Source organism: Sphingomonas yantingensis, assembly GCF_014199325.1.
GTDB lineage: Bacteria > Pseudomonadota > Alphaproteobacteria > Sphingomonadales > Sphingomonadaceae > Sphingomonas > Sphingomonas yantingensis.
Map to the genome: position 1 here is coordinate 178,449 of NZ_JACIJJ010000004.1, position 23,982 is coordinate 202,430.

At 69.4% G+C, this 23,982-nt stretch carries 28 protein-coding genes; 14 read left to right on the forward strand and 14 right to left on the reverse strand.

Going from position 1 to position 23,982, the window contains the following annotated elements; genetic code table 11:
- Window positions 1-24: 24 nt before the first annotated feature.
- Window positions 25-1,050, forward strand: coding sequence for a M48 family metallopeptidase (locus FHR19_RS13555; RefSeq protein ID WP_184029383.1), 1,026 nt, complete (start codon window positions 25-27; stop codon window positions 1,048-1,050).
- On the opposite strand, the gene FHR19_RS13560 is transcribed toward FHR19_RS13555, so the two are convergent.
- Genes FHR19_RS13560 through FHR19_RS13595 form a run of 8 tightly spaced genes read right to left on the reverse strand, consistent with a single transcriptional unit; the run spans window position 1,047 to window position 7,974 of the window.
- Entirely contained in the window at window positions 1,047-1,829 is a 783-nt protein-coding gene (locus tag FHR19_RS13560) for a HesA/MoeB/ThiF family protein (protein ID WP_246359525.1), read from the reverse strand. The genes FHR19_RS13555 and FHR19_RS13560 overlap by 4 nt on opposite strands.
- A complete protein-coding gene (locus tag FHR19_RS13565) occupies window positions 1,790-2,212 on the reverse strand; it encodes a hypothetical protein (RefSeq protein ID WP_343053273.1) in 423 nt (140 codons plus the stop codon). The genes FHR19_RS13560 and FHR19_RS13565 overlap by 40 nt, the downstream gene beginning before the upstream one ends.
- A complete protein-coding gene (dut, locus tag FHR19_RS13570; RefSeq protein ID WP_184029386.1) occupies window positions 2,209-2,658 on the reverse strand; it encodes a dUTP diphosphatase in 450 nt (149 codons plus the stop codon). Before dut ends, FHR19_RS13565 begins: the two co-directional genes overlap by 4 nt.
- Window positions 2,655-3,449, reverse strand: a complete 795-nt coding sequence (locus FHR19_RS13575) for an alpha/beta hydrolase (RefSeq protein WP_184029388.1) — start codon at window positions 3,447-3,449, stop codon at window positions 2,655-2,657. Before FHR19_RS13575 ends, dut begins: the two co-directional genes overlap by 4 nt.
- Complete coding sequence (gene coaBC, locus FHR19_RS13580) at window positions 3,439-4,608, reverse strand: bifunctional phosphopantothenoylcysteine decarboxylase/phosphopantothenate--cysteine ligase CoaBC (protein WP_184029390.1); 1,170 nt, start codon at window positions 4,606-4,608, stop codon at window positions 3,439-3,441. Before coaBC ends, FHR19_RS13575 begins: the two co-directional genes overlap by 11 nt.
- Window positions 4,605-5,708, reverse strand: a complete 1,104-nt coding sequence (locus FHR19_RS13585) for a hypothetical protein (RefSeq protein ID WP_184029392.1) — start codon at window positions 5,706-5,708, stop codon at window positions 4,605-4,607. The genes coaBC and FHR19_RS13585 overlap by 4 nt, the downstream gene beginning before the upstream one ends.
- Window positions 5,705-7,237, reverse strand: coding sequence for a 2-polyprenylphenol 6-hydroxylase (gene ubiB / locus FHR19_RS13590; protein ID WP_184029394.1), 1,533 nt, complete (start codon window positions 7,235-7,237; stop codon window positions 5,705-5,707). The genes FHR19_RS13585 and ubiB overlap by 4 nt, the downstream gene beginning before the upstream one ends.
- Window positions 7,238-7,242: 5 nt before the next feature.
- Window positions 7,243-7,974 carry a class I SAM-dependent methyltransferase gene (locus tag FHR19_RS13595; RefSeq protein WP_184029396.1) on the reverse strand — a complete coding sequence of 244 codons (732 nt, stop codon included), beginning with the start codon at window positions 7,972-7,974 and terminating at the stop codon, window positions 7,243-7,245.
- Between the two features lie 79 nt (window positions 7,975-8,053).
- Between FHR19_RS13595 and mutM the strand changes: the two genes are divergently transcribed.
- From mutM to FHR19_RS13615, 4 genes are all read left to right on the forward strand, one after another.
- A complete protein-coding gene (mutM, locus tag FHR19_RS13600) occupies window positions 8,054-8,866 on the forward strand; it encodes a bifunctional DNA-formamidopyrimidine glycosylase/DNA-(apurinic or apyrimidinic site) lyase (RefSeq protein ID WP_184029399.1) in 813 nt (270 codons plus the stop codon).
- A 98-nt stretch (window positions 8,867-8,964) separates the two neighbouring features.
- Entirely contained in the window at window positions 8,965-9,228 is a 264-nt protein-coding gene (gene rpsT, locus FHR19_RS13605) for a 30S ribosomal protein S20 (protein WP_184029401.1), read from the forward strand.
- A 421-nt stretch (window positions 9,229-9,649) separates the two neighbouring features.
- A complete protein-coding gene (gene dnaA, locus FHR19_RS13610; protein WP_184029403.1) occupies window positions 9,650-11,083 on the forward strand; it encodes a chromosomal replication initiator protein DnaA in 1,434 nt (477 codons plus the stop codon).
- 67 nt (window positions 11,084-11,150) lie between these two features.
- Window positions 11,151-11,462, forward strand: a complete 312-nt coding sequence (locus FHR19_RS13615) for a hypothetical protein (protein WP_184029405.1) — start codon at window positions 11,151-11,153, stop codon at window positions 11,460-11,462.
- Between the two features lie 12 nt (window positions 11,463-11,474).
- Here FHR19_RS13615 and trpS read toward each other — a convergent pair whose 3' ends face one another.
- Genes trpS through secB form a run of 3 tightly spaced genes read right to left on the reverse strand, consistent with a single transcriptional unit; the run spans window position 11,475 to window position 14,607 of the window.
- Window positions 11,475-12,482 carry a tryptophan--tRNA ligase gene (trpS, locus tag FHR19_RS13620; RefSeq protein ID WP_184029408.1) on the reverse strand — a complete coding sequence of 336 codons (1,008 nt, stop codon included), beginning with the start codon at window positions 12,480-12,482 and terminating at the stop codon, window positions 11,475-11,477.
- 10 nt (window positions 12,483-12,492) lie between these two features.
- Window positions 12,493-14,061 carry a murein biosynthesis integral membrane protein MurJ gene (gene murJ / locus FHR19_RS13625; RefSeq protein ID WP_184029410.1) on the reverse strand — a complete coding sequence of 523 codons (1,569 nt, stop codon included), beginning with the start codon at window positions 14,059-14,061 and terminating at the stop codon, window positions 12,493-12,495.
- A 33-nt stretch (window positions 14,062-14,094) separates the two neighbouring features.
- On the reverse strand, window positions 14,095-14,607 hold the full coding sequence (gene secB, locus FHR19_RS13630; protein WP_184029412.1) for a protein-export chaperone SecB: 513 nt from the start codon (window positions 14,605-14,607) through the stop codon (window positions 14,095-14,097).
- A 199-nt stretch (window positions 14,608-14,806) separates the two neighbouring features.
- On the opposite strand from secB, the gene FHR19_RS13635 reads away from it, so the two are divergent.
- The 3 genes from FHR19_RS13635 to FHR19_RS13645 are packed head-to-tail and all read left to right on the forward strand — an operon-like array spanning window position 14,807 to window position 17,256.
- Window positions 14,807-15,430 (forward strand): Tim44/TimA family putative adaptor protein, encoded by a 624-nt coding sequence (locus FHR19_RS13635; protein WP_221228562.1) that lies wholly within the window; start codon window positions 14,807-14,809, stop codon window positions 15,428-15,430.
- Between the two features lie 10 nt (window positions 15,431-15,440).
- On the forward strand, window positions 15,441-16,754 hold the full coding sequence (mltA, locus tag FHR19_RS13640) for a murein transglycosylase A (RefSeq protein ID WP_343053275.1): 1,314 nt from the start codon (window positions 15,441-15,443) through the stop codon (window positions 16,752-16,754).
- Window positions 16,755-16,779: 25 nt separating this feature from the next.
- Complete coding sequence (locus tag FHR19_RS13645; RefSeq protein ID WP_425505970.1) at window positions 16,780-17,256, forward strand: Smr/MutS family protein; 477 nt, start codon at window positions 16,780-16,782, stop codon at window positions 17,254-17,256.
- Window positions 17,257-17,356: 100 nt separating this feature from the next.
- On the opposite strand, the gene dapE is transcribed toward FHR19_RS13645, so the two are convergent.
- Together dapE and FHR19_RS13655 are read right to left on the reverse strand one after the other, a co-directional pair.
- Window positions 17,357-18,487: a succinyl-diaminopimelate desuccinylase gene (gene dapE / locus FHR19_RS13650; RefSeq protein WP_184029418.1), complete on the reverse strand. Its 1,131-nt coding sequence runs from the start codon at window positions 18,485-18,487 to the stop codon at window positions 17,357-17,359.
- 1 nt (window position 18,488) lies between these two features.
- Complete coding sequence (locus tag FHR19_RS13655; RefSeq protein WP_184029420.1) at window positions 18,489-19,163, reverse strand: glutathione S-transferase family protein; 675 nt, start codon at window positions 19,161-19,163, stop codon at window positions 18,489-18,491.
- Between the two features lie 156 nt (window positions 19,164-19,319).
- Between FHR19_RS13655 and ccmC the strand changes: the two genes are divergently transcribed.
- The 6 genes from ccmC to FHR19_RS13680 are packed head-to-tail and all read left to right on the forward strand — an operon-like array spanning window position 19,320 to window position 23,439.
- Window positions 19,320-19,979, forward strand: coding sequence for a heme ABC transporter permease CcmC (gene ccmC, locus FHR19_RS13660; RefSeq protein WP_221228563.1), 660 nt, complete (start codon window positions 19,320-19,322; stop codon window positions 19,977-19,979).
- Window positions 19,976-20,104, forward strand: coding sequence for a hypothetical protein (locus tag FHR19_RS17885; protein WP_281375707.1), 129 nt, complete (start codon window positions 19,976-19,978; stop codon window positions 20,102-20,104). The genes ccmC and FHR19_RS17885 overlap by 4 nt, the downstream gene beginning before the upstream one ends.
- Window positions 20,101-20,550 (forward strand): cytochrome c maturation protein CcmE, encoded by a 450-nt coding sequence (gene ccmE, locus FHR19_RS13665; RefSeq protein ID WP_184029424.1) that lies wholly within the window; start codon window positions 20,101-20,103, stop codon window positions 20,548-20,550. The genes FHR19_RS17885 and ccmE overlap by 4 nt, the downstream gene beginning before the upstream one ends.
- Entirely contained in the window at window positions 20,547-22,514 is a 1,968-nt protein-coding gene (locus FHR19_RS13670) for a heme lyase CcmF/NrfE family subunit (RefSeq protein ID WP_184029427.1), read from the forward strand. Before ccmE ends, FHR19_RS13670 begins: the two co-directional genes overlap by 4 nt.
- On the forward strand, window positions 22,511-23,038 hold the full coding sequence (locus FHR19_RS13675; protein WP_184029429.1) for a redoxin family protein: 528 nt from the start codon (window positions 22,511-22,513) through the stop codon (window positions 23,036-23,038). The genes FHR19_RS13670 and FHR19_RS13675 overlap by 4 nt, the downstream gene beginning before the upstream one ends.
- The gene (locus FHR19_RS13680) at window positions 23,035-23,439 is read left to right on the forward strand and encodes a cytochrome c-type biogenesis protein CcmH (RefSeq protein ID WP_184029431.1); all 405 of its coding nucleotides are present in this window, start codon (window positions 23,035-23,037) and stop codon (window positions 23,437-23,439) included. Before FHR19_RS13675 ends, FHR19_RS13680 begins: the two co-directional genes overlap by 4 nt.
- On the opposite strand, the gene FHR19_RS13685 is transcribed toward FHR19_RS13680, so the two are convergent.
- The gene (locus tag FHR19_RS13685; RefSeq protein ID WP_184029433.1) at window positions 23,420-23,935 is read right to left on the reverse strand and encodes a GNAT family N-acetyltransferase; all 516 of its coding nucleotides are present in this window, start codon (window positions 23,933-23,935) and stop codon (window positions 23,420-23,422) included. The two genes, FHR19_RS13680 and FHR19_RS13685, sit on opposite strands and share 20 nt — an antisense overlap.
- Window positions 23,936-23,982 lie beyond the last annotated feature (47 nt).

The window sequence follows — 23,982 nt, forward strand, 5'->3', positions numbered from 1 at the left end:
GAGAATGATCGGTCACGTCCTATGGTGAGCCGCAGCTGGCTCTGCAAGCTTGCGGCGCTCCTGATGCTCGTCGCGGCCCCGCCAGCGACGGTCGCTGCGCAGGATCTTATCTCCGTTTTCGAGGGGCTTCGTGCCGCCGACGCGCGGCTGGAGCGGCTGGGCGAGCGGCTGGCGATCGCTGCCGCCCCCTGGTGCCGGACGGTGCAGCCGGCGCTCGGCATCGCCATCCACGGCCCGGACCAGTATCTGGGCGACGCGCGGGCGCCGGCGACCGCGCATTTCGGCTTTACGACCCCGATCGGCGTTTCCGGGATCGTGCCGGGCGGTGCCGCCGCCCGCGCCGGGGTGAAGGCGGACGATTCAATCGCGGCGATCGATGGGCGACGGACCGATCGCTTCGACATCCTGCCGAGCGACACGCGCGCGACCGCGCCGCTGGCCGCCTTCGATCGGGCCGCCGCGACGCTGTCCCCGGCGGGGCCGGTCCGCCTGTCGCTCCAGCGGGGCGGCAAGCCGGTCGAGGCGGTGCTGAAGACGGTGCCGATGTGCCGCGCCCGCTTCGAGCAGCGCGATGCCGACGTGGTGGCGGCGAGTGCCGACGGCGTGCTCGTCCAGATCAGTTCGCGCCTGATGGACACGCTGGACGATGAGGGGGTGGCGGTGCTGCTGGCGCATGAACTGGCGCACAACGTTCTCGAACATCGCCGCCGCCTCAACGCGGCGGGGGTGAGCCGCGGGTTGCTGGCGGGGTTCGGCCGCAACGCCGGCTTGTTCAAGCAGACGGAGGTCGAGGCCGACATCCTGTCGGTGCATATCCTGGCGAAGGCGGGCTACGATCCGGCGATCGGCGGCCGGTTCTGGCAGATCAACGGGTCGAAGCTGGCGGGCGGGCTGCGGGATGCGACGCATCCGGGCTGGCGCGACCGCGCCGCGACGATGACCGCCGAGGCGGGGCGGGTGGCGGAGCCGAGGCGGCTCGCCGACCTGCTGTCGGCGCGCGACCGGCCCGCGGACGGCAAGTGGCAGGCGATCCTGATCCGCGCGCGCTAGCCGCCGCAGCGGGGGCAGCCGGGGTCCTTGGGCACGGTGAGCGTGCGAAAGCGCATCGTCAGCCCGTCGGCGATCATCAGCTTGCCGGCCATGTCCTCGCCGAAGGGGACGATCGCGCGGATTGCCTCGAGCGCCGCCATGCTGCCCATGACACCGGCCATCGCGCCCATCACGCCGACCTCGGCACAGCTTGTCCCAGGCCTTTCGGGCGCGGTGCCGACGACACAGGCGTAGCAGGGCTTGTCGGCTTCCCATCCGCGATAGACGCCGAGCTGCCCGTCGAACTGCGTCACCGCGGCCGACACGAGCGGGATGCGCGCGGCGAGGGCAGCGTCGGCAACGACGAGGCGGGTGGCGAAGTTGTCGCATCCGTCGAGGACTGCGTCGGCGTCGGCGATCAGCCCCGCTGCATTTTCGGACGTGATCCGAGCGACTTCGCCGATGGCGTTGACATCGGGATTGAGGTGCGTCGCCGCGGCTGCCGCGCGCTCGGCCTTCGGCAAACCCAGATCGGCCTCGGCGAACAGCGTCTGGCGCTGGAGGTTGGACAGGTCGACGCGGTCGTCGTCGACGATCGTCAGCCGGCCGATCCCCGCCGCCGCCAGATACTGGATCGCGGGCGAGCCGATCCCGCCCGCGCCGATGACGACGACATGCGCCCCGATCAGCCGCGCCTGCCCGCCGCCGCCCACTTCGCGAAGGACGATATGCCGGGCGTAGCGGTCGAGTTGCGCGTCGGTCAGCCCGGCCATCGGAACCGGAGCGTCGCGCGATACCATTGCGGCACGATCGCGCGGCCGGGCAGGTTGTTGCGCGAAAAGCTGAGGACGAGGCCGGCGGCATATTGCTCGACCGTGGGGCAATCGATCGCCCGCGGGATGGTCAGGCGCGGCCCCATGTCGGGCGTGACCAGCATCGCCACGTCGACCACCACCTCGCCCCGCGCGCGCGTCGCATTGGCAAAGCGGCAGCGCCCGGCGCCGACCTCACCCGCCACGAACGCCATCATGTCGGGCAGCATCACCGGCGGCGTGCGATAGGGAACGGGCGGCAGCGTATCCCACGCGATCACCTGCCCGGGCGCGGAGGGAAGCGGCAGCGGCGGCGGGGCCGACTGCTGCGCCGCGGCGGCCGCGGCGATAAGGGCGAGCGTGAAGCTCACCGCCCCGTCGAACCGAACCCGCCGCCGCCGCGCGCGGTATCGCCCAACTCCTCGACCTCAGCAAAGTCGGCGCGCTGGACCGCGGCGGGGACGAGCTGGGCAATCCGCTCGCCGCGGACCACGGCGAAGGGCTCGCTGCCCAGATTGGCGAGGATGACCTTCACCTCGCCGCGATAGTCGCTGTCGATCGTGCCCGGCGTGTTGAGGCAGGTGATGCCGTGCTTGAGCGCGAGGCCCGAGCGCGGGCGGACCTGAACCTCGTACCCTTCGGGGATCGCGATCGCAAAGCCGGTGGCGACGGCGTGCCGCGCACCGGAGGCGAGCATCACATCCTCCGCCGCGACGACGTCGAGCCCGGCGGCGCCCGCGGTCGCGTAGGCCGGCAGCGGTAGTCCCACGCCATGCGGCAGGCGGCGGATCGCGATGCGGATCGGGGTGTCGGTCATGTCCGGGGCTCCGCCGTGGCCGCGTTGTCGGCAAGCCGCGACAGCAACTGGGTCACTTCGCCCTGGGCAAGGAGGTCGTCGCCCTCGACTTGGCGATACTCGACGGCGATTCCGCGCAGCGCCAGCGCCTCGGCATAGAGGCGCGCTATGCGGGCGGGTACCCGCGCCTTGTCGCCGCCCGACACGATCGCGATCCGCGCGGTGGGGGCAATGCCGCCGACGGTCTGCAGCGGGTCGAGGCTGTCGACGCTCTCGGCAAAGGCAGGCTCGCGCCGCGCCATATATTTGCGCCATTCGGGAAGCGCGCAGGGGCAGCCGATCAGCAGCATCGACCCAACCAGCGACGGCCGGGTCGCGGCGACATTCGCTGCCAGCACCGCGCCGCCGCCATCACCGACCAGGATCGTGCGCGCATTGCGGTATCGCGCGGCCAGCGCTTGTACGCTCTCACCCACCAGGCGGATCTGCTCGGCGGAATAGCCATCGCCGATGCCGCGTGCGCGCATGCCCTCGCTCATGCGGCCGGCGGGATCGGCGTAACCGGGGCGCAGGACGACGACCGCCGCGCCCGCAGGAACCGCAGCGGCCGCCCGTGCGGCGAAGGCGGAATAGTCGACCGCCGTACCGGGGGCGAGATCGTCGTGCAGCACGATGACGAGATTGCGGACCTGTGCGGGCTTCAGCGCGCCATAGCTTTCGGTAACGAGCCGCGGGGCCGGCGCGCTCACCTCACGTGTCGTCGCACAGCCGCAAAGGAGCAGCGCGGCGGCGAGGGAAAGGCTAGAGCGCATCGGCAATCCTTTGGGCCAGACGGCGGGCGACCACGGCCTTGGGCGCATGGGGCCAGCTTTCGACGCCGGTTTCGGTCAGGAGGTGGACGCTGTTCTCCTCGCCCCCCATCACGTCGCCCGACACGTCGTTGGCGACGATCCAGTCGGCGCGCTTGGCGATCCGCTTGGCGGCGGCATGGTCAAGCACGCGCTCGGTCTCCGCCGCGAACCCTACGAGCAGGCGGGGGCGGTTCGGCGAGGCGCCGAGATCGGCGAGAATGTCGGGATTGGGGACGAGCGACAAGGCGGGGGCGCCCGCGCCCTTCTTGAGCTTCTGCCCGGCCGCCTCGACATGCCAGTCGGCGACCGCGGCCACCATGATCGCGGCGTCGGCGGGGAGCGCGGATGCGACCGCATCGGCCATCTGCAGCGCGGTCTCCACGTTGATCCGATCGACGCCGGCGGGGGTGGGGAGGGTCACGGGACCGCTGACCAGCGTCACCCGCGCGCCCATCTCCGCACAGGCGGCGGCGATCGCGAAGCCCTGCTTCCCCGAGGATCGGTTGGCGATGTAGCGCACGGGGTCGATCGGTTCGTGCGTCGGTCCGGCGGTGACGAGGATATGCCTGCCCGCCAGCCGCCGGTCGGGCGACAACGCCGCCTCGATCGCCGACAGGACCGCTGCCGGTTCGGGCAGGCGACCGGGGCCGAACTCGCCGCACGCCATCGGCCCCTCGTCGGGTTCGAGGACGGTCACGCCGTCGCCGCGCAGCGTCGCGACGTTGCGACGGGTGGCGGCATGGCCCCACATGCGCACGTTCATGGCGGGCGCCGCCAGCACCGGCTTGTCGGTGGCGAGGAGGAGGGTGGTGGCGAGGTCGTCGGCGATGCCCGCCGCCATTCGCGCGATGAGGTCGGCAGTGGCCGGGGCGACGACCACCAGATCGGCCTCGCGGCTGAGCTGGATATGCCCCATCTCGGCCTCGTTCTTGAGATCCCAGAGCGTAGTGTGGACCGGGTTTTCGCTCAGCGCTGCCAGCGTCATCGGGGTGACGAACTGCGCGCCGCCCTCGGTCAGGACGCACGTCACCGCGATCCCGGCGCGGCGGCAAAGGCGAATGAGCTCGCACGCCTTGTACGCGGCGATGCCGCCGCCGACGATCAGCAGGATCCGCTTCATCGCGTGATCCTCTGCACCCGCACGCGGCGCGTGTCCATTGCGGCGGTGGCCAAGTCGCGCAGCGCGTCGGGCAGGAAGGCCAGCCCGACGAGAATGAGCGGCGTCGCCATTAGCGCCCAGTAGAACGTGTCGAGCCGCGCGAAGAGGCTCATGACGACTGCATAGGCGGCGATGACGGCGGCGACGCGCTTGCCCGCCGGGTCGGCCCATGCGCTCCACCCGAACGCGGCAAGCGCGACGATCGGCGCGGCGAGGGCGAGGGGCAGGAGTTGCAGCGCGCTCGACTGCCACACCGCGCGCACGAACAGGCCGGGGCCGTTGAGGCCCGCCCAACCCGGCGACTGCGCATCGAGCGGCCCGACCGCATGGCTCGCCGCCCAGGCATGGAAGCCGAGGACAATCGCGAACAGGCCGAGCGCGCCGGCCCAGCCGAACGCCTCGCGCCGGTTGCCCTCGATCCAGGCGCAGGCGGCCATGACGAGGAGATAGAGCGCGGCCGTCTCGCGGATCAGCGTCGCCGCCAGCCCGATCGCAGCCGCGGAAAGCCACAGGCCGGGGCGGCGGACGGCCATCGACAAGGCGACGAGCGGCGCGGCCCAGAACTCGTGAAACGGCCAGAGCGGCCACTGGACGAAGGCGACCAGCCCGCCCGCCAGGAGCACCGCCGCGGCGACGAGCGGGGCGGGGCGGGTGAATGCGCGCGCCATCAACAGGCCGAGCCAGGCAAGGCCCGCCGAAACCGAGATCGACAGCATCAGGATGACGACCGCCACCGGCGGCAGCGCGGCCTGCACCACCGCCAGCGTCGGCACGCGAAAGGTTAAAAAGGGGCGGAGCGGATAGTCGAGCGCACGAAGCTGGTCGGCGGCGACATCGTAATAGCCCCCGCCCGATCGCATTCCCGCGACGATCCCTTCGTACAGCGCCAGGTCGCTCGCCCCTGCCGCCCCCTCTGCCGAGGGCGCATCGCCGAGCAGCAGCGACTGGAAGGAGAGAAGGACGAGCAGAGCCAGCCCGCCGAGGATCAGGCGCGCGCGGGTGCGGGTCACGCCCGCATACCGGCTGGGCGTCGCCAGCCAGAGCGGCGGGCGGGTCCTCACGTCAGCAGCAGTGTCGCGACGATGCCGGCCCCGGCGCCCATTACCGCCATCGCCGCATAGCGCCAGCCGCCGCCGACGCGGATCACCTGGATTTCGCGGAGCGGCGGCGACGGGGGCGCGCCGCCCGGATCGGGAAACTGCCGCTCGATATTGCGGATCAGGCGGGGCAGGCGGGCGAGCGTCTGGAAATCCTCGACCAGCCGGTCGGCGACCGCGGCCTCCGGCCCCAGTTCGGTGCGGATCCACTCGCCGATGAACGGCGCGCCCACGTCCCACAGGTTGACGTCGGGATCGAGGCTGGTCGCTACCCCCTCGACCATCACCATCGTCTTTTGGAGAAGCAGGAGGTGCGGCTGCGTCTGCATGTCGAAGTCGCGGGTGATGTTGAACAGGCTGTCCAGCATCATGCCGACCGACATGTCCTTGGTCGCCATGCCGCGAATGGGCTCGCCCACGGCGCGCAGCGCGGTCGCGAACTCGGCGACATTGTGGTGCGGGGGGACATAGCCCGCCTCGAAATGAATCTCCGCCACGCGGCGATAATTGCCGGTGATGAGGCCGTAGAGGATCTCCGCCAGCCAGACGCGCGCGCGCCGGTCGATCCGGCCCATGATGCCGAAATCGATCGCCGCGATCCGTCCGTCATGCAGCGCGAACAGGTTTCCCTGATGCATGTCGGCGTGGAAGAACCCCTCGGCGATCGCCTGGCGAAGGAAGGCGCGGACGAGCTTGGCGGCAAGTGCGGGAAGGTCGTGGCCCGCGGCGATCAGCGCCTCCCGGTTCGACAGCTTGATGCCATCGATCCATTCGAGCGTCATGACCTTGCCGGTGGTGCGCTGCCAGTCGATCGCGGGCACGACGAAATCGGGCTCGGCCGTCATCCCCTGCGCGAGTTCGGATGCGGAGGCGGCCTCGCGGCGCAGGTCGAGTTCGCGCAGGGTCCAGCGCTTGAACGTGTCGATCGTCAGGCGGGGGCGAAGGCGCGCTGCCTCGCCGCCCATCTGCTCGACCTGCGCCGCCGCCCATTCATAGGTGTCGATCGCGCGGGTGAACTCGGCCTCGACGCCGGGGCGGATCACCTTCACCGCGACGCGGCGGCCGTCGGTGGTGGTCGCGCGGTGAACCTGCGCGATCGAGGCGGCGCCGATCGGCACCGGCTCGATCTCGGCGAACAGCGTCTCCAGCGGTTTGCCGAAGCTCGCCCGCATGACGGCGGCCACATCCTCGAACGGGACGGGGGGCAGTGCATCCTGAAGCCGCAGGAGGTCGAGCGCCGCCTCGTCGCCGACAAGGTCGGGACGCGTCGCCAGCGTCTGGCCGAGCTTGATCGCGGCGGGGCCGATCGCCTGGAAGGCGTCGGCATAGGCGGGCTTTTTCGGCACACGCGCGCCGAACCGCGCGAGCCGCGCAACGCGGCGAACGGCGGGCGGCGTGTTCGGATCGCGCTCGATGCCCCGAAGCGCGCCGTGCCGCGCGAGCGTGCGGCCCCATTTGAGCAGGCGCCAGAGATGGACGGCGGGTGCGGTCACGCGCCTCAGATCTTCCAGCCGCTATGGATCGCGACGAGGCCGCCGAGCATCGGCTCGACCTTGGTGCGCACGAACCCGGCTTCACCGATCATCTGCTCGAACCGGGCCATGTCGGGGAAGCGGCGGATCGATTCGACGAGGTACTTGTAGCTGTCGGAATCGCCGGCCAGCGCCTTGCCCAGCTTCGGCACCACCTTGTGCGAATAGGCGTCGTACACCTCGGCGAAACCCGGCCAGAGGGTGGTCGAGAATTCGAGGCAATAGAAACGCCCGCCGCGCTTCAGCGCACGATGCGCCTCGCGCAGCGCCTTGGGAATGTCGGTGACGTTCCGGATGCCGAACGCGATGGTGTACGCGTCGAAGAAGCGGTCGGGGAATTGCAGCGTCTCGGCGTTGGCTTCGGTCCAGACCAGCCCGTCGATCCCGCGCTTGGCGGCGCGCTCCATGCCGACTTCGAGCATCGCGGGGTTGATGTCGGCAACGGTGATCGACGCGCCCGACGGCACCATGCGGAACGCGATGTCGCCGGTGCCGCCGGCCATGTCGAGAATGTGCTCGCCGGCGCGCGGCTTCACCCGGCGGACGAACACGTCCTTCCAGACGCGGTGCAGCCCCGCCGACATCGCGTCGTTCATGAGGTCGTAGCGGCCGGCGACGCTCTTGAAGACCTCGCCCACTCGGGCGGTTTTCTCGGCGGGGGCGACGTCTTCGTAGCCGAAGGAGACGGTGTCGGTCATGGCATCGGTCCATGGCGGTAAAGCACGGCGCTGCCAAGCCTTGCGAGGCACGCCCCCGCATCCTAGCTCCAAAGCCTGTATGCCCGAACTTCCCGAAGTCGAGACGACCGTGCGCGGCCTCGCCCCCGTGCTGCACGGCCGGCGGATCGCGCGCGTGATCGCGAACCGCCCAGACCTGCGCCGTCCGCTGCCCCCCGACCTCGGCCAGCGGCTGACGGGCGCGGTCGTGACGGGGCTGGGGCGGCGGGCGAAATACGGCCTGATCGACACCGACCGCGGCGACACGATGGTCTTCCATCTCGGCATGTCGGGCCGCTGGCGCGTGGACCCGAGCGAGGCGTTGATCCACGACCATCTGGTGATCGAGACCGACGAGGGGCGCACGCTCGCGCTCAACGACCCGCGGCGGTTCGGGTCGATCGATCTGGTGCCCACCGCCGAAGTCGAGGATTGGGGGCCATTCGGCGCGCTGGGGCCCGAGCCGCTGGGCGACTCGTTCGACGCGGCGCATTTGGCAAGCCAATTCGAGAATCGCGTCGCGCCGGCCAAGGCGCTGCTGCTCGACCAGCGCGTCGTCGCCGGGCTCGGCAATATCTATGTGTGCGAGGCGCTGCACATGGCGGGGATCGCGCCGTCGCGCGCGGGCGGCCGAATCGGCGCCAAGCGCCTCGACCTGCTCGCCGAATCGGTGCGGTCGGTGCTGCTCGCCGCGATCGAGGCGGGCGGGTCGACGCTTCGCGACTATGCGCGGCCCGACGGCGAACTCGGCTATTTCTCCAAGCAGTGGCGCGTCTATGGCCGCGAGGGGCAGGCGTGCGAATGCGGAACGATGATTCGCCGCCGCGTGGAGGGTGGGCGATCGACCTTCTGGTGCCCCAAATGCCAGCGTTGACGGTTGACCGTTTGCGCCGCGCTCGCTAAGGGGCGCGCTTTCCCGAGCGGTGCCGTGCGTGGCGGCGCTCTTCCACATTACAGGTTTCGAGGACTGGCATGGCGAACACGCCGCAAGCGAAGAAGCGTATCCGTCGTAACGAGCGCCGGGCGGAAGTGAACGGCGCGCGCGTCGGCCGCATCCGCACTTTCGTCAAGAAGGCCGAGGCGGCGCTCGCTTCGGGTGACAAGGCGGCGGCGACGGCCGCGATGTCGGCGATGCAGCCGGAACTCGCTCGCGGCGTCGCCAAGGGCGTCGTCCACAAGAACACCGCGGCGCGCAAGTTCTCGCGCCTGACGAAGCGCCTCGCCGCGCTCGCCTGAACGCAGCTTCGCGCAGGGTTAGAGGCCCCGTCGGCATCCGCCGGCGGGGCTTTTCGCGTGTCCGGGCACCCGAAATGGTGAACGAATCGGAAGGCACGGAAATCCGGCGAGTCGAGCGGCGGCGTTCGCGCCGAAGCCTCTATAAAACCTAGCAAGAACAGAGGCATAAGAGACATTCCGACGCGACCCCGCGGGTTTGCACGTCAAGCCTTTTATATTTCAATTTGTTGACCGCCGGGCCTTGATCGATCCCCGTCAGGCTTCCAAAACGGTCTTCCCGCTGCGCTGTCATGTGCATCCCCGGCCCCGGCCGGAAAGCGGGACTGCCGGGTTCCGCGAATCCGGCGGGGGGCAACCGATCGCTGGTTTTAATGCTGGGCCGCAAGACACCCGTCCTGCGGAACGAGGGAGAATTGTGCGCGTGCACGGCAACGAACCGCTTCGATCCACACCGACTATCGTCGATGCCTGGGACCGGGTGCGCCGCAATCTGCGCAGCCAGTCGGGCGCGAAGGTCTTCGACCAGTGGCTGAAGCCCGCGGTGCTCGCCGCCGGTTCGGATGACGAGACCGTGCGCATTGGCCTGCCGTCGCCGTTCATGACCAATTACGTGAAGAGCCATTTCGGCGACCGTTTGCGCCTCGAATTCCGGCAGGCGATGCCGAGCGTGCGCAGCGTCGTCGTCGAAACCTCGACCAATGCGATGGCACCCGCCGCGATCGCTAACGACGAATCGCCCGTGATCACCGCCGCCCCCGCGCCGACCCCGCGCGTGTTGAGCGCCGAGCGCCCGATCGCTGCCGCGCCGGCCAAGCCGCTGCGCGAGGGCGAGCGATTCGCGTTCGACCCGCGCTTCACCTTCGACCGATTCGTGCCCGACGCCACCAACCAGGTCGCGTTCAACGCCGCCCGGCTGCTCGCGGCGGAGGGACCGGTGCGGTTCAGCCCGCTCTACCTTCACGGCGCGACGGGGCAGGGCAAGACACACCTGGCCCACGCGATCGGCCACGCCTTCCTCGAGGCCCACCCGGCCGGCACCGCGATCTACATGCCCGCCGAGCGGTTCATGTTCGAGTTCGTGAAGGCAGTGCGCGAGCGCGACACCTTTGCGTTCAAGGCGCGACTGCGCAGCGTCGACCTGCTCGTCATCGACGACCTGCAGTTCATCGCCGGCAAGGATTCGACGCAGGAGGAATGCTTCCACACCGTCAACGAATTCATGACGATGGGGAAGCGGCTGGTCATCTGTGCCGACCGCAGCCCGCGGATGCTGGAGGGGATCGACCCCAAGCTGGTCGGCCGGCTCGCCTCGGGCCTGGTCGCCGACATCCGGCCGCCCGAATATGCGCTCCGGCGGGCTATACTGGCTGCCAAGGTGGCCGAGATGCCGCAGGTCGGCGTGCCCGACGAAGTGCTCGAACTGCTGGCGATGCGGATTACCGCGAACATCCGCGAGCTGGAGGGGGCGCTCAACCGCCTCGTCGCCTATGCGCAGCTGATCGGGGAGGCGGTGACGATGGACTTCGCGCTCCAGACGCTGGGCGAGGTGCTGAAGGGTCCGCAGCGCCGCATTACCATAGACGAGATCCAGAAGGCAGTGTCGGCGCATTTCGAGGTGAAGCAGCTCGACCTGGTCTCCGAACGCCGCGCGGTCGCGATCGCGCGGCCGCGGCAGATCGCGATGTACCTCGCCAAGAAGCTGACGACGCGCAGCCTGCCCGAGATCGGCCGCAAGTTCGGCAACCGCGACCATTCGACCGTCATTCACGCGGTCAAGCGGATCGAGGAACTGCGCGACAAGGACCGCGAGATCGACACCGCGGTTCGCGGGCTGCTGCGCCAGCTCGAGGGATAGGACCGCTTGTCAATGCGTTGACCTCGGCATAGCCTGTGCAGACACAGGTGTCTTGCTGGAGGTCGTCATGCGTTACGCGTTGATCGGACTGGTTGCTCTTGGCATTTCGGGGGCCGCTTGGGCCCAGATTTCACCGCAGGTCACGCCGGGCATGGCATCGGGCGCGGGCTTGCCGGCGGTCGGCAACAATTTCGGGCACGATCCCGATCCGCGCATCCGTGCGTCGAGTCAGGAAGAATATCAGCGCCTCCGCCGCGACCGGATCAACCGCATCCTCGCCGCCAATCCGAATGCCGAGGCCGAGCTGCGCGCACTGCCCACGCGCGAGGCGCGCGTCGCCTATTTCCGGAAACTGGACAAGGCGACGCCGCGCTACTGACGCGATGGGGCTTCAGTCGACCTGAAGTCCCATCGAATCCTGTGCTGCGCGCAGCGTCGGGGCGGCGAGCGCTTGCGCCTTGGCCGCGCCCTTGCGGAGCAGCGCCGCCACCTCGCCGCGATCGGCGAGCAGCGCGGTGAGCTTGTCGCGAATCGGGCCGATTTTGGCGACAGTGAGATCGGCCAGGCGCGGCTTGAACGCGCCGAAGCCTTGGCCGGTGAACTCGGCGAGTACATCGGCGGGCGTGCGCCCTTCAAGCGCGGCATAGATCGTCACGAGGTTTCGCGCCTCGGGCCGATCCGCCAGCCCCTCGATCGTCTCGGGCAGCGGCTCGGGGTCGGTCTTGGCCTTCTTCACCTTGCTGGCGATCAGGTCATCCTCGTCGATCAGGTTGATGCGGCTCATGTCGCTGGGGTCGGACTTCGACATCTTTGCCGTCCCGTCGCGCAGGCTCATGATTCGCGGTGCCTCGGCCGGGATGATCGGCTCTGGCAGGGGGAAGAGCTCGACATTGAAGTCGAGGTTGAACTTGGTGGCGATATCGCGGGCCAGCTCCAGATGCTGCTTCTGGTCCTCGCCCACGGGCACGTGCGTCGCCTGGTACACCAGCACATCGGCGGCCTGGAGCACGGGATAGGTGAACAGGCCGACGCTGGCGCCCTCGCGGTTCTTGCCCGCCTTGTCCTTCCACTGGGTCATGCGGTTGAGCCAGCCCATGCGGGCGGTGCCGCCGAGCAGCCAGCAAAGCTCAGAATGCGCGGGGACGCGCGCCTGGTTGAACAGGATCGCGCGGTCGGTGTCGATGCCCGCCGCCATCAGCGTCGCCGCCATCTCGATCGTCGCGGACGCGAGGCTGGCCGGCTCCTGATGCAGCGTCAGCGCGTGCAGGTCGGCGAGGAAGAACAGGCAGTCGTCGCTTGGGCCCATCGCGTCCTGCATCGCGACCCAATTGCGGATCGCGCCCAGATAATTGCCGAGGTGCAGGTTGCCGGTGGTCTGAATGCCCGAGACGATACGCATGGGGTAAGTCCTAGTCGGTGGAACGGCGGCGGATAAGCGCCTTGATGTCGGCGGGACGGAATGCGCCCGTCGCGAAACAGGCGATCGCATAGATCGCAACGCCGATCCCGACCAGTACGGCAAGGGCGGGCAGCGTCGTGAGCAGCGACCCCTGGGTGTAGGGCGCGAACCACGGCTTGATGAAATACAGCGCACCGCCCATCGCCAGCGCGGCGATCGTCAGCCGGGGGATGCGCCGGCGAAGCTGCGCGTCGGCGGCGAAATGCCCGCGCTTCTTCAGCGTCGAATAGAGCATCGCCACATTGAGGCTGGACGACAGCGCAGTCGACAGCGCCGATCCGATCACGCCGACCGAGGGGATCAGCACGAGATTGCCGACGATGTTGACGAGAATCGACAGCATCGCGAGCCGCACCGGCGTTTTCGTGTCCGCGCGGGCATAGAAGCCGGGCGTCAGGACCTTGACCAGCACGTAGGAGGGCAGGCCGATCGAAAAGGCCGAGAGCACCCAGCCGGTACGGATCGTGTCGGTCGCATCGAACTGGCCGCGCTGGAACAGGCCCTGCACGATCGGCTCGGCGGCAAAGACGAAGGCGGCGGCAGCGGGGAGGGTGAGGAACAGCGCCAGCTCGATCCCGCGGTTCTGCGTCTCCATCGCCTGTGCCTCGTTGCCCTTGCGAAGGAGGCGGGTGACCGTGGGGAGCAGGATGGTGCCGAGGCCGATGCCGATCATGCCGAGCGGCAGCTGGTTGACGCGGTCGGCGTAATTGATGGCGGAGATCGAGCCCTCGGCCAGCAGCCAGCCGGCGAGCGCGGTCGAGATGGCGAGGTTGATCTGCGCCGCTCCCGCGCCCGCGGCGGCGGGGATGATGAGCTTCAGCAGCCGCTTCACGTCGTCATCGACGCGCGGCAGCTTGAGGCGCAGCTTCACGCCCGCGCGACGGCAGGCGAGTACCAGCCAGCCGAGCTGCAGCGCACCGCCCGCGGTGACGGCCCAGGCCTGCACCCGCGCGGTTTCGTACGGGTCGCCGTGGAGGAACCAGAGGGCGCTCACCATCGAGATGTTGAGCAGGATCGGCGCCGCCGCATTGACCCAGAAACGGTCGAGCGAATTGAGGATACCGCCGAGCAGCGAGGCGAGCGAGATGAGGAAGAGATAGGGAATCGTGATCCGCGACAGCGTGACCGCAAACGCGAAGTCGCTGGGGGAGGGCTGTTGCCGCGTGAACCCGCCCGCCAGCACCCAGGTCAGCGGCCAAGCGGCGAGGATCATCGCGATCGTCATGCCCATGAGGATCGGGAACAGCCACGCCAGCGCGCGTTCAGCAAAGGCGATGGCGGGAGCGAGGTCGCCGTCTTCGCCCACCCTCTGGTTAAACAGAGGAATGAACGCCGCGGCGAACGCCCCTTCCGCGAACAGCGCGCGGAACATGTTGGGCAGGCGGAAGGCGACGAAGAAGGCGTCGGACGCGAAGCTCGCGCCGATATACGCCGCTTGAAGCGTGTCGCGCACCAGCGCGAGCACACGGCTGGCCAGCGTCAGGCCGCCGACCGATCCCAGCGCGCGGACGAGGTTCATGGTTTCACTCGCACCCGCGCGCCGGCCGGTTCGTCAGGCGTTGCCGATTTCGCCGCTGATCTCGCCCTGTTCGGCGGCGGCCTGCGCCTGCGCGAAATAGAGCGCGCCGAAGTCGATCGGCTCGAGAAGGAGCGGCGGGAAGCCGCCGTCGCGAACCGCATCGGCCAGCACGCGGCGCGCAAAGGGGAACAGGATTCGCGGCGCTTCGCCCAGCAGGAACGGCTGGAGATGCTCGTCGGGGATGTTACGCAGTCCGAACAGGCCGGCATAGCTGAGCTCGCACAGGTACATGACGCGGCCGTCGACCTCGCCGCGGGCCTCGACCTTCAGCACGACCTCGTGCACGTCCTCGCCCACCTGCGTCGCGCCGATGTTGAACTGGACGTCGAGTTTGGGCGCGCCCTGCGACTGATAGATGGCGGGGGCGTTCGGGTTCTCGAACGACAGGTCCTTGACGTACTGCGACAGGACGTTGGCGGCGGGCGCATCGTCCACGCCGTTGGGAAGGGGCGCGCTCGCGTCGAAGCCCTGGTCTTGCTCGTCCATCATATCCTCGTCGAATAAGGCCGGGGCCGGCAATCGTCGCTACCCCCGCGAAAGCGCGGCGACTAGCAGCGGGAACGGACCAGTTCAACGATGGGTTAAGGGCGGGTGCCGGGATCGTTTGAATCCGGCGCGCCACGCGCCTATGTTGGACGCCTAATCTATCGGAGGTCCGGTGCTTCTATACGTCATCGTCCTGGCCATGATCGCGGGTTTCCTCGCGCTGCGGCTCTATTCGGTCCTGGGCAAGCGGACGGGGCATCACCAACCGCTGCCCAAGCCGGCCGAGGATGGCGCGTCGATCGCCCGGCCGCAGCCGCGCACGATCGATGCCGAGCCCGCCCCGCGAGAGGCGGCGACCCGGTCGATCGAGGGGCGCGCCGAACAGGGCGTGCGCGCAATCGTCGGTGCCGATTCGAACTTCGACGTCGCCCAGTTCCTCGACGGTGCGAAGGGCGCGTACCGCATGATCCTCGAGGCCTTCTGGAAGGGTGATCGCGACACGCTCGACTGGCTGACCGAACCCGATGTGAAGGCGGCGTTCGCCGGCGCGATCGACGCTCGCGAGGCCGAGGGGCAGACGCTGGAAAACCGGCTTGTCTCGATCGAGCGCGCGGTAATCTCGGACGCCGCGCTCGAGGGGCAGACTGCGCGGATCACGGTTCGGTTCGATGCAGATATCGCCGCGGTGACGCGCGACAGCGAGGGGAACGTCGTCGCCGGCTCTCTGACCGACGCGGTCGAGACGCACGACGTCTGGACGTTCGTGCGCCGCCTACGTAGCGACGATCCGAACTGGAAGCTCGCCGAAACCGACGAAGCCTGAAAGGGACCTGATGCGCGCTTGGGGGGCGCGGCGCGTCGGCGTCGCAGTCATGCCACTGTTGCTGGCTAGCGCGTGCTCGAACGCGATCGTGCCCGCCGGCATCGATCGCGGCGCGCCGCCACCGCAGCGACCGCGTGCGGCTCAGTCGTCGCCCGTCAGCCCGAGTGCGACCCGATACACGCCGGGCGTAAAGCTCGGCACGCCGGCCACACCGATGCCCGCAACTCCCGCTGCCGCAGCGCCCGCTGACGCGACAAGCGCCGTCGCGGCGGGTTGGGTCGCCGGGCCGTCGATCGCCTCGCTGCCGATCGATGCTGCCGCGGCGCAGCGGGCGCTGGCGGCGTTCCGCCTTTCCTGCGCATCCCTTCAGAAACGGGTCGACGCCACGGGGCTGACTCAGGGGGCCGACTGGGCGCCCGCCTGTGTCGCGGCGGGGCAGGCTGGCGACGCCCTCGGCTTTTTCCGGCAGCAGTTCGAGACGGTGCAGATCGCTGACGGCCGCGCCTTCGCTACCGGCTATTACGAGCCGGAGATTCGGGGCAGCCGTACGCGCCGCGCGGGGTACGAGACGCCGATCTACGGCGTGCCCAGGGATCTGGTCGAAGTCGACCTGACCCTGTTCGCCACCGACCTTGCCGGTCGCAAGATCCGCGGGCGGGTCGAGGGCAATCGCTTCGTCCCCTATTTCGACCGGACGGAGATCGAGAACGGCGCGCTGGCGGGCAAGGCGCCGGTGATCGCCTACGCCGCCGATCCGGTCGAGCTGTTCTTCCTTCAGGTCCAGGGTTCGGGCCGCCTGCACCTGCCCGACGGCGGCGTGATGCGGATCGGCTATGCCAGCCAGAACGGCCGCGCCTATACCGGCATCGGCGCGCTGATGCGCGACCGCGGCCTCGTCCAGCCGGGGCAAGCATCGATGCAGGGGATCATGGCCTATCTGCGCGCCAAACCGGCCGAGGGGCAGGCGCTGATGCGCGAGAACAAGAGCTACGTCTTTTTCCGTGAACTGACCGGACCGGGGCCGCTTGGCGCGATGGGCGTGCCGGTTACCGCGAACGGCAGCGTCGCTGCGGACCCGCGCTTCGTGCCGCTGGGCGCGCCGGTCTTCCTCTCGCTCGACCGGGCGGAGGCGAGCGGGTTGTGGGTCGCGCAGGACACCGGCGGCGCGATCAAGGGAGCCAACCGCTTCGACACCTTCTGGGGCGCGGGCGAGGATGCGCGTGCGTTTGCGGGCGGCCTGACCGCGCGCGGGACCGCGTTCCTCCTGGTGCCGCGCGGCACGCTTGCGAAGCTGGGCAATGGTCGGGCGCCGGCTTGGCCCTGACGAATCCGCGCTTTGGGCGCGGGTGATGGCGTCGGTGCAGCCGCTGCCGGGGCGCAGCCGGCCGCCTGTGCCGGCCGAGGCGGTGTCGCTCACGCCCGCCGTTATTCAGGCGACCCCGCTGGTCGCCAAACCGCTGCCACGCCGCGCCGCCGTGCCGGGCGTCACGCTCGACGCCGGATGGGACAAGAAATTGGCGCGCGGGCTGGTCGCGCCGGAGAGCAGTATCGACCTGCACGGCCATACGCTCGCCAGCGCGCATGCGATGCTCGATCAAGGCCTCTCGCAAGCGATCGCACGCGGGGATCGCGTGTTGCTGCTCGTGACGGGCAAGCCGCCGCGGCCGGAGGCGGAGCGACCCTATTCGCGCGGGGCGATCCGCGCGGCGGTGGGCGACTGGATCGCCGCCTCCCGCCACGCCGACCGCATCGCCGCGGTCCGTCCCGCGCATCCGCGGCATGGCGGGGCGGGGGCGCTGTACATCGTGCTGCGGCGCCAAAGGTGAGCTTCGGTCCGCGCGGAATATGATCGCAGCGTCTGCTCCCGTCCGTACCCCGGCCCTCGCCGGGGTACGAGTAGGAGGCGTCGCCGCCCCGTTCGATGGTTCAGGCCAGCGCCCGACTGATAATGTCGCGATAGATATCCGCCAGCGCGACCAGATCGGGGATCGCCACCGCCTCGTCCGCCTTGTGCATCGTGGCGTTGAGCAGGCCGAACTCGACCACCGGGCACAGCGCCGACAGGAATCGCGCGTCCGACGTGCCGCCGCTGGTCGACAATTCGGGCCGCAGCCCCAGCCGCGCCTCGATCGCGTCGCCGACGATCGTCGAGAGCGGCCCCGGCTGCGTCAGAAACGCCTCACCCGACACGACGGGGCGGACGGTCGCGCCGGGGGCATGGGCGTGGACGATCGCGGCGATCCGCTCGCCGAGGTCCGCGCCGCGGTGGCGGTCGTTGAAACGGATGCTTAGCCGTGCGGAGGCGAGCGGCGGGATGACGTTGGTCGCAGGATTGCCGACGATGATCTCGGTGATCTCGATGTTCGACGGCTGGAACCAGTCGGTGCCGGTGTCGAGCACCAGCGCGTCGATCTCCGCCAGCGCCGCCACCAGCCGCGGGATCGGATTGTCGGCAAGATGGGGATAGGCGACGTGCCCCGCCTGTCCGGGCACGTCGATCCAGATGTTGACCGATCCGCGCCGCCCGATCTTGATCGTGTCGCCGAGGCGATGCGCGGAGGTCGGCTCGCCGACGAGGCACAGGTCGGGCTTCAAATCGCGCTCCCGCATCCGCTCGATCAACGCGCGGGTGCCGTGGATCGCAGGCCCTTCCTCGTCGCCGGTTATGACGAGGCTCAGCGTGCCGCGCGGCTGCGGATCGGCACAGGCGGCGATGAACGCGCCGATCGCCCCCTTCATGTCGACCGCGCCGCGGCCATGGAGCAGGTCGCCGCGCACCACCGGCTCGAACGCCCCCGCGCTCCAACCCGTCCCCGCGGGCACCACGTCGACATGCCCGGCAAAGGCGAAATGCGGCCCGCCCGATCCGCGCACGGCAAGCAGATTCTCGACCGGGCCATCGGGGGCCTCGCCCGCCACGAACCGATCGACCGCGAAGCCGAGCGGCAGCAGCATCGCCTCCAGCACGTCGAACACCGTGCCGCGCGCTGGCGTCACGCTTTCGGCGGCGATCAGCGCCTGGGTCAGGCGGGCGGCGATGGGCAGCGCGTCGTCCATGTCAGGCGGTGGCCGGCTCGCGCTCATATTGTTCAAGCACCCAGTCCTCCTCCTGCGCGCCGGCGATCCAGTCCTGCATGTGCGGGTGGGCGATGACCGACTGGATATAGCCGCCGGCGAATCGCGCGATCGGCAGCGAGTAGGTGACGATCCGCGTGACGACCGGCGCGAACATCATGTCGGCGGCGCTCCACGGTCCGAACAGGAAGTCGCCCTCACCGCCGAAGCGCGCGCGCGCCTGAGCCCAAAGCTCCATGATGCGGGTGAGGTCGGCGATCACGTCGTCGTCGGGACGCTTCGGCTCATAGACCTGGCGCACGTTCATCGGATGCTTCTTGCGCAGCGCCGCGTAGCTCGAATGCATCTCCGCCGCCATCGACCGCGCCATCGCGCGCGCGGCGGGGTCGGTCGGCCAATAGCGGTCGTCGCCCGTTTTTTCGTTCAGATATTCGACGATGGCGAGGCTGTCCCACACCACCACGTCGTCGCCATCCCAAAGGATCGGCACCTTGCCGGAGGACGGCGCGAACTCGTCCCCCTCGCGCCGTGCTTCCCATTCGGCGTCGTAGAGCGGGACGACGACCTCTTCGAAGGGGAGGGCGGAATGTTTGGCGGCGAGCCAGCCGCGCAGCGACCACGAGCTATAGGCCTTGTTGCCGAGGATGAGCTTGAGCATGGCCGGGGCTTAGCTGCGGGGGATCGGTGCGGCAACGCGCAACTCGTCTTTCGGGCCATGGTGTTTCGCCCGAAGCCGCGATAAGCTCCGGTCATCGTGTTTCATGCCTATGCGAATCCTGCCCGGTTCCTGAAGATTGCGCGGCCGCTGACGCCGATGCTGATCTGGACCGGCATCGCGCTCGCCGCGTTCGGAGCCTGGGCGGGCCTGACGCAGACGCCGCCCGATTATCTCCAAGGAGAGACGGTCCGCATTCTATACCTGCATGTGCCCGCCGCGTGGCTCGGGATGGGCGGGTGGAGTGGGATCGCGATCGGCAGTATCGCCTATCTAGTCTGGCGCCATCCGCTCGCCGCGCTGTCGGCGCGGGCCTGTGCGGTGCCCGGCGCGCTGTTTGCGGCGGTGTGCTTGATTACCGGCTCGATCTGGGGGCGGCCGACCTGGGGGACGTGGTGGCAGTGGGACGGTCGGCTGACCTCGATGCTGCTGCTCTTCTTCGTCTATCTCGCCTATATCGCCCTGTCGCGCGCCGACGGGCAGCGCGGCGGCGACGGGCGCATTCCGGCGCTGTTCGGGCTTGCCGGCACGGTGCTGCTGCCAATCATCCGTTATTCGGTCGTGTGGTGGAATACGCTACACCAGGGGCAGAGCCTGACGCTGACCAAGTCGACGATCGACAATGCGATCCTGTGGCCGCTGCCGTTCACGTTGGTCGGCTTCACGCTGCTGTTCGCGGGGATCGTGCTGATGCGGATGCGGGCGATGCTGGCGGCGGGGAAGGTTGAGGCGCGGATGCGGCGGATGGCGGCGGCATGAACCAATGGGCTTTCGTCGCCGCGGCCTATGCCGTGACGATCCTGGCGGGCGGCGGAATCACCTTTGCCAGCTACATACAGATGCGCCGCGCCGAACGCGCCGCCGAGGAGCTTCGCCGCCCATGAAGGCTAAGCATCAACGCCTCGCGCTCGTGGGCCTCGGCCTCGTCACGATCATGGGAGCGAGCGGCCTTGCGCTGTCCGCGCTTCAGGATGAGGCGGCGTTCTTCTACGCCCCCGCCGACGTCGTCGGCAAAGCGCCGCCGGTCGGCCGCGCGGTTCGCCTAGGCGGGATGGTCGAGGCGGGATCGATCAAGAAGCAGGGCGATGGCGTGTCGATCGCCTTCACCGTCACCGATGGCAAGGCCAGCGTGCCGGTGACGTTCAGCGGCATCACCCCCGACCTGTTCAAGGAAAAGTCCGGCGTGGTGGCGGAGGGCGAGTTCCGCGCCGACGGCAGCTTCGCCGCCGACAACCTCCTCGCCAAGCATGACGAGCGGTACATGCCGCCGCAGATGAAGGGCAAGATGGCCGCGGCCGAGACGCTCGACACCAAGACTGCCCAGCAATGATCGCAGAAACCGGACTGGCCGCGCTGTGGCTCGCCGCCGCGCTTGCGCTCCTTCAGCTGATGCTGGCGGCGGGCGGGCTATGGACCGCGCGGCCGGGCCGCACCGACCGGCAGGACCGCGCGAGCATCGAGGCGGCGGCGCAACTGATAGGCGGCGTGCGGCCGGTGGCGGTGGTGCAGGGGCTGCTCGCCGCCTTCTCGTTCGCGCTTCTCATCCTCGTCTTCGTCAACTCGGACATGTCGGTGCTGCTGGTCGCGACCAACAGCCACTCGATGAAGCCGCTTATCTACAAGGTCGCGGGCGCATGGGGGAATCACGAGGGGTCGATGCTCCTGTGGGTCACGATCCTCAGCCTAGCCGGCGGGGCGATCGCGGTGCTGGAGCGGCGGCTGGCGGAGCGGACGCTGGTCGCGACTCTGGGCGCACAGGCGCTGATCGCGCTCGGCTTCTACGCCTTCCTGTTGTTCGCCTCGAACCCGTTCGCGCGGGTCAATCCGGCGCCGGTCGACGGCAACGGGCTAAACCCGCTGCTTCAGGACCCGGGCCTCGCCTTCCACCCGCCGACGCTCTATTTTGGCTATGTCGGGCTGTCGGTCGCGTTCAGCTTTGCCGTGGGCGCGCTGGTGACGCGCGACGTGGGCGCGGCGTTCGCGCGGGCGATGCGGCCCTGGGTGCTGGGTGCCTGGGTGTTCCTGACGATCGGCATCACCGCCGGCAGCTACTGGGCCTATTACGAGCTCGGCTGGGGCGGCTGGTGGTTTTGGGACCCGGTCGAGAACGCCTCGCTGATGCCGTGGCTGGCGGCGACGGCGCTCCTGCATTCGGTGACGGTGCTGGCGACCCGCGACGGGCTTCGCGCCTGGACGGTGATGCTGGCGGTGGTCGCGTTCAGCATGTCGATGATCGGCACCTTCCTCGTCCGCTCGGGCATCCTGACCAGCGTCCACGCCTTTGCCGTCGATCCGACGCGCGGCAGCTTCATCCTCGGCCTGCTCGTCATCTATATCGGCGGGGCGCTGGCGCTGTTCGGTGCGCGGATCGGGACGGTGAAACAGGGTTCGACGTTCGAGCCGATCAGCCGCGAGGGTGGGCTGGTGCTCAACAACCTCCTGCTCTCGGTCATCCTCGGCATCGTCCTGATCGGCACGCTCTATCCGATCGTCGCGCAGGCGATGGGGACGCAGCTGTCGGTCGGGCCGCCCTTCTTCAACAAGACGATCGTGCCGATCACGCTCATTCTGATGATCGGCATCGCGGTCGGCCCGATGATGCGCTGGCGCCGCGACGACGGGCAGGCGCTGCTCAATCGCGTGACGATCCCGCTGGCGGTCGCTGTGTTCGTGGCGGCGGCGTTCTTCGTCTTCGCTTGGGGGGCGGGGCTATTCCCGATCCTCGGCCTCGGCCTTGCCGCCGGGCTGGCGGTGGCGAGCGTCGCGCCGCTCTGGAAGCGCAACCTGCTGCGCACCCCGCTGTTCACCTGGGGCATGGTGATCGCGCATCTGGGTGTCGCGGTCAGCATCGCCGGCATGGCGAGCGAGCGCGCCTTCACGGTCGAGAAGCTGGTCGCCGCGCGCGTCGGCGATGCGTTCTGGGTCGGGCCGTACCGCGTCGAGATGCGCGGCATCCGCCCGGCGATCGGCCCTAACTGGTCCGCGATCGAGGCGGCGCTATCGGTCCGACGCGGCGACGGGTCGAACTTCTGGATGCACCCGCAGAGCCGTTATTTCTCGGATCCGCCCACCAATACGAGCGAGGCGGACATTCTGACCGCGGTCGACGGCCAGCTCTATACCGTGATCGGTCAGGCCGATGGGTCGGGCCGCTGGCAGCTTCGCCTGTGGTGGAAGCCGTGGGTGACGCTGATCTGGGCGGGCGGCGCGCTGATCGGATTCGGCGGCCTCCTGAGCCTGATCGGCCGCGTGCGGCGCGAGCGAAAGGCGCAGCGGCGAGAGGCGCTGGCGTGAAGCGTGGCCTGCTGATCTGGGTGCCACTGGCAGTGTTCGTCGCGCTGGCGGCGCTCGTCCTCTACGGCCTGTTCCGGCCTGACAACACGGTGATCCGCTCGGCGCTGGTCGGCAAGCCACTGCCCAACTTCGCCCTCGCGCCGATCGCGCCAGGCAAGCCGGGGCTGGCGGCGGCGGACATGAAAGGCGGGGTGCGGCTGCTCAACGTGTTCGGCAGCTGGTGCATCCCCTGCATCGCCGAGGCGCCGCAACTGATGGCGCTGAAGGAACGCGGGGTCGAGATCGACGCGATCGCGATCCGCGACACAGGCCCGGCGGTGCAGCGGTTCCTCAACGAAAACGGCGATCCCTATGCCCGCATCGGCGACGATCCGCGCAGCCAGGTGCAACTGTCGCTCGGCTCGTCGGGGGTGCCGGAGACGTTCGTGATCGACGCGCAGGGGAAGATCGCGCTCCAGCATGTCGGGCCGATTAATGCGAATGATATCGACGACATCCTGAAGGCGGTCGAGGACGCGAAGTGAAGCGCGCCGCGCTCCTCCTCGCGATCGTCGCCGCGCCCGCGCTCGGCCAGTCGAACCAGGCCGCGGCGCCGATGGCGAACGTCCAGCTGCCCGACGCGGCGAAGGAACGCGATGCCAAGGCGCTGATGGAGACGCTGCGCTGCGTCGTCTGTCAGGGCCAGTCGATCGCCGATTCGGATGCCGAGATGGCCGGCGACATGCGCTCGCTGGTGCGAGAGCGCATCGCGAAGGGCGAGACGCCCGACCGTGTCCGTGACTGGCTGATCGAGCGGTATGGCGATTATGTCAGCTACGACCCGCCGCTCAGCGGGGCGACCGCGCCGCTCTGGATCGCGCCGGTGGCGCTGCTCGTCATCGGTGCGCTGGTCGCCGCGCGCAGCTTCAAGCGGCGTCGGCGGTGACCCGGGGGGCGACGAGGCCCGCTGCGTCGGGCACGCTCGCGCCCAAGGCCAGCAGCCGATAAGCCTCGAACGGGCCGGGCAGGCGCCAGCCGCCCGTGCGCTCGGCCGTGAAGCCGAAGAAGCGACCGTAATAGTCCGGATCGCCGATCAGCATCAGCGCGTCGCCGCCCTCGACCCCCTCGGCCCGCGCGATCGCCGTGCGGGTGAGGGCGCGGCCGATGCCGATATCCTGATGTCCCGGGCTGACCGCGATCGGGCCGACGAGGATCATCGGCACCGCACCGTCGTCATCGCGCCGGAGCGAAACCGGCCAGCACTGGATGCTGCCGACCAGTTCGTCACCGATGACCGCCGCCAGGCTCATCGCCGCGATCGGTTGTACCCCTTCGCGCAGCCGATAGGCGGTTCGCCCATGCCGGTCGGTCCCGAAGGCGGCGTCGAGCAACGCCTCGACAGCGGCGGGCGAAACGGCTTGGATGGGGACGAGTTCGAACACGGGCGTCGGCTTTCCTGTCCCGCGACCGTGCGGGCGGGGCGCCATAC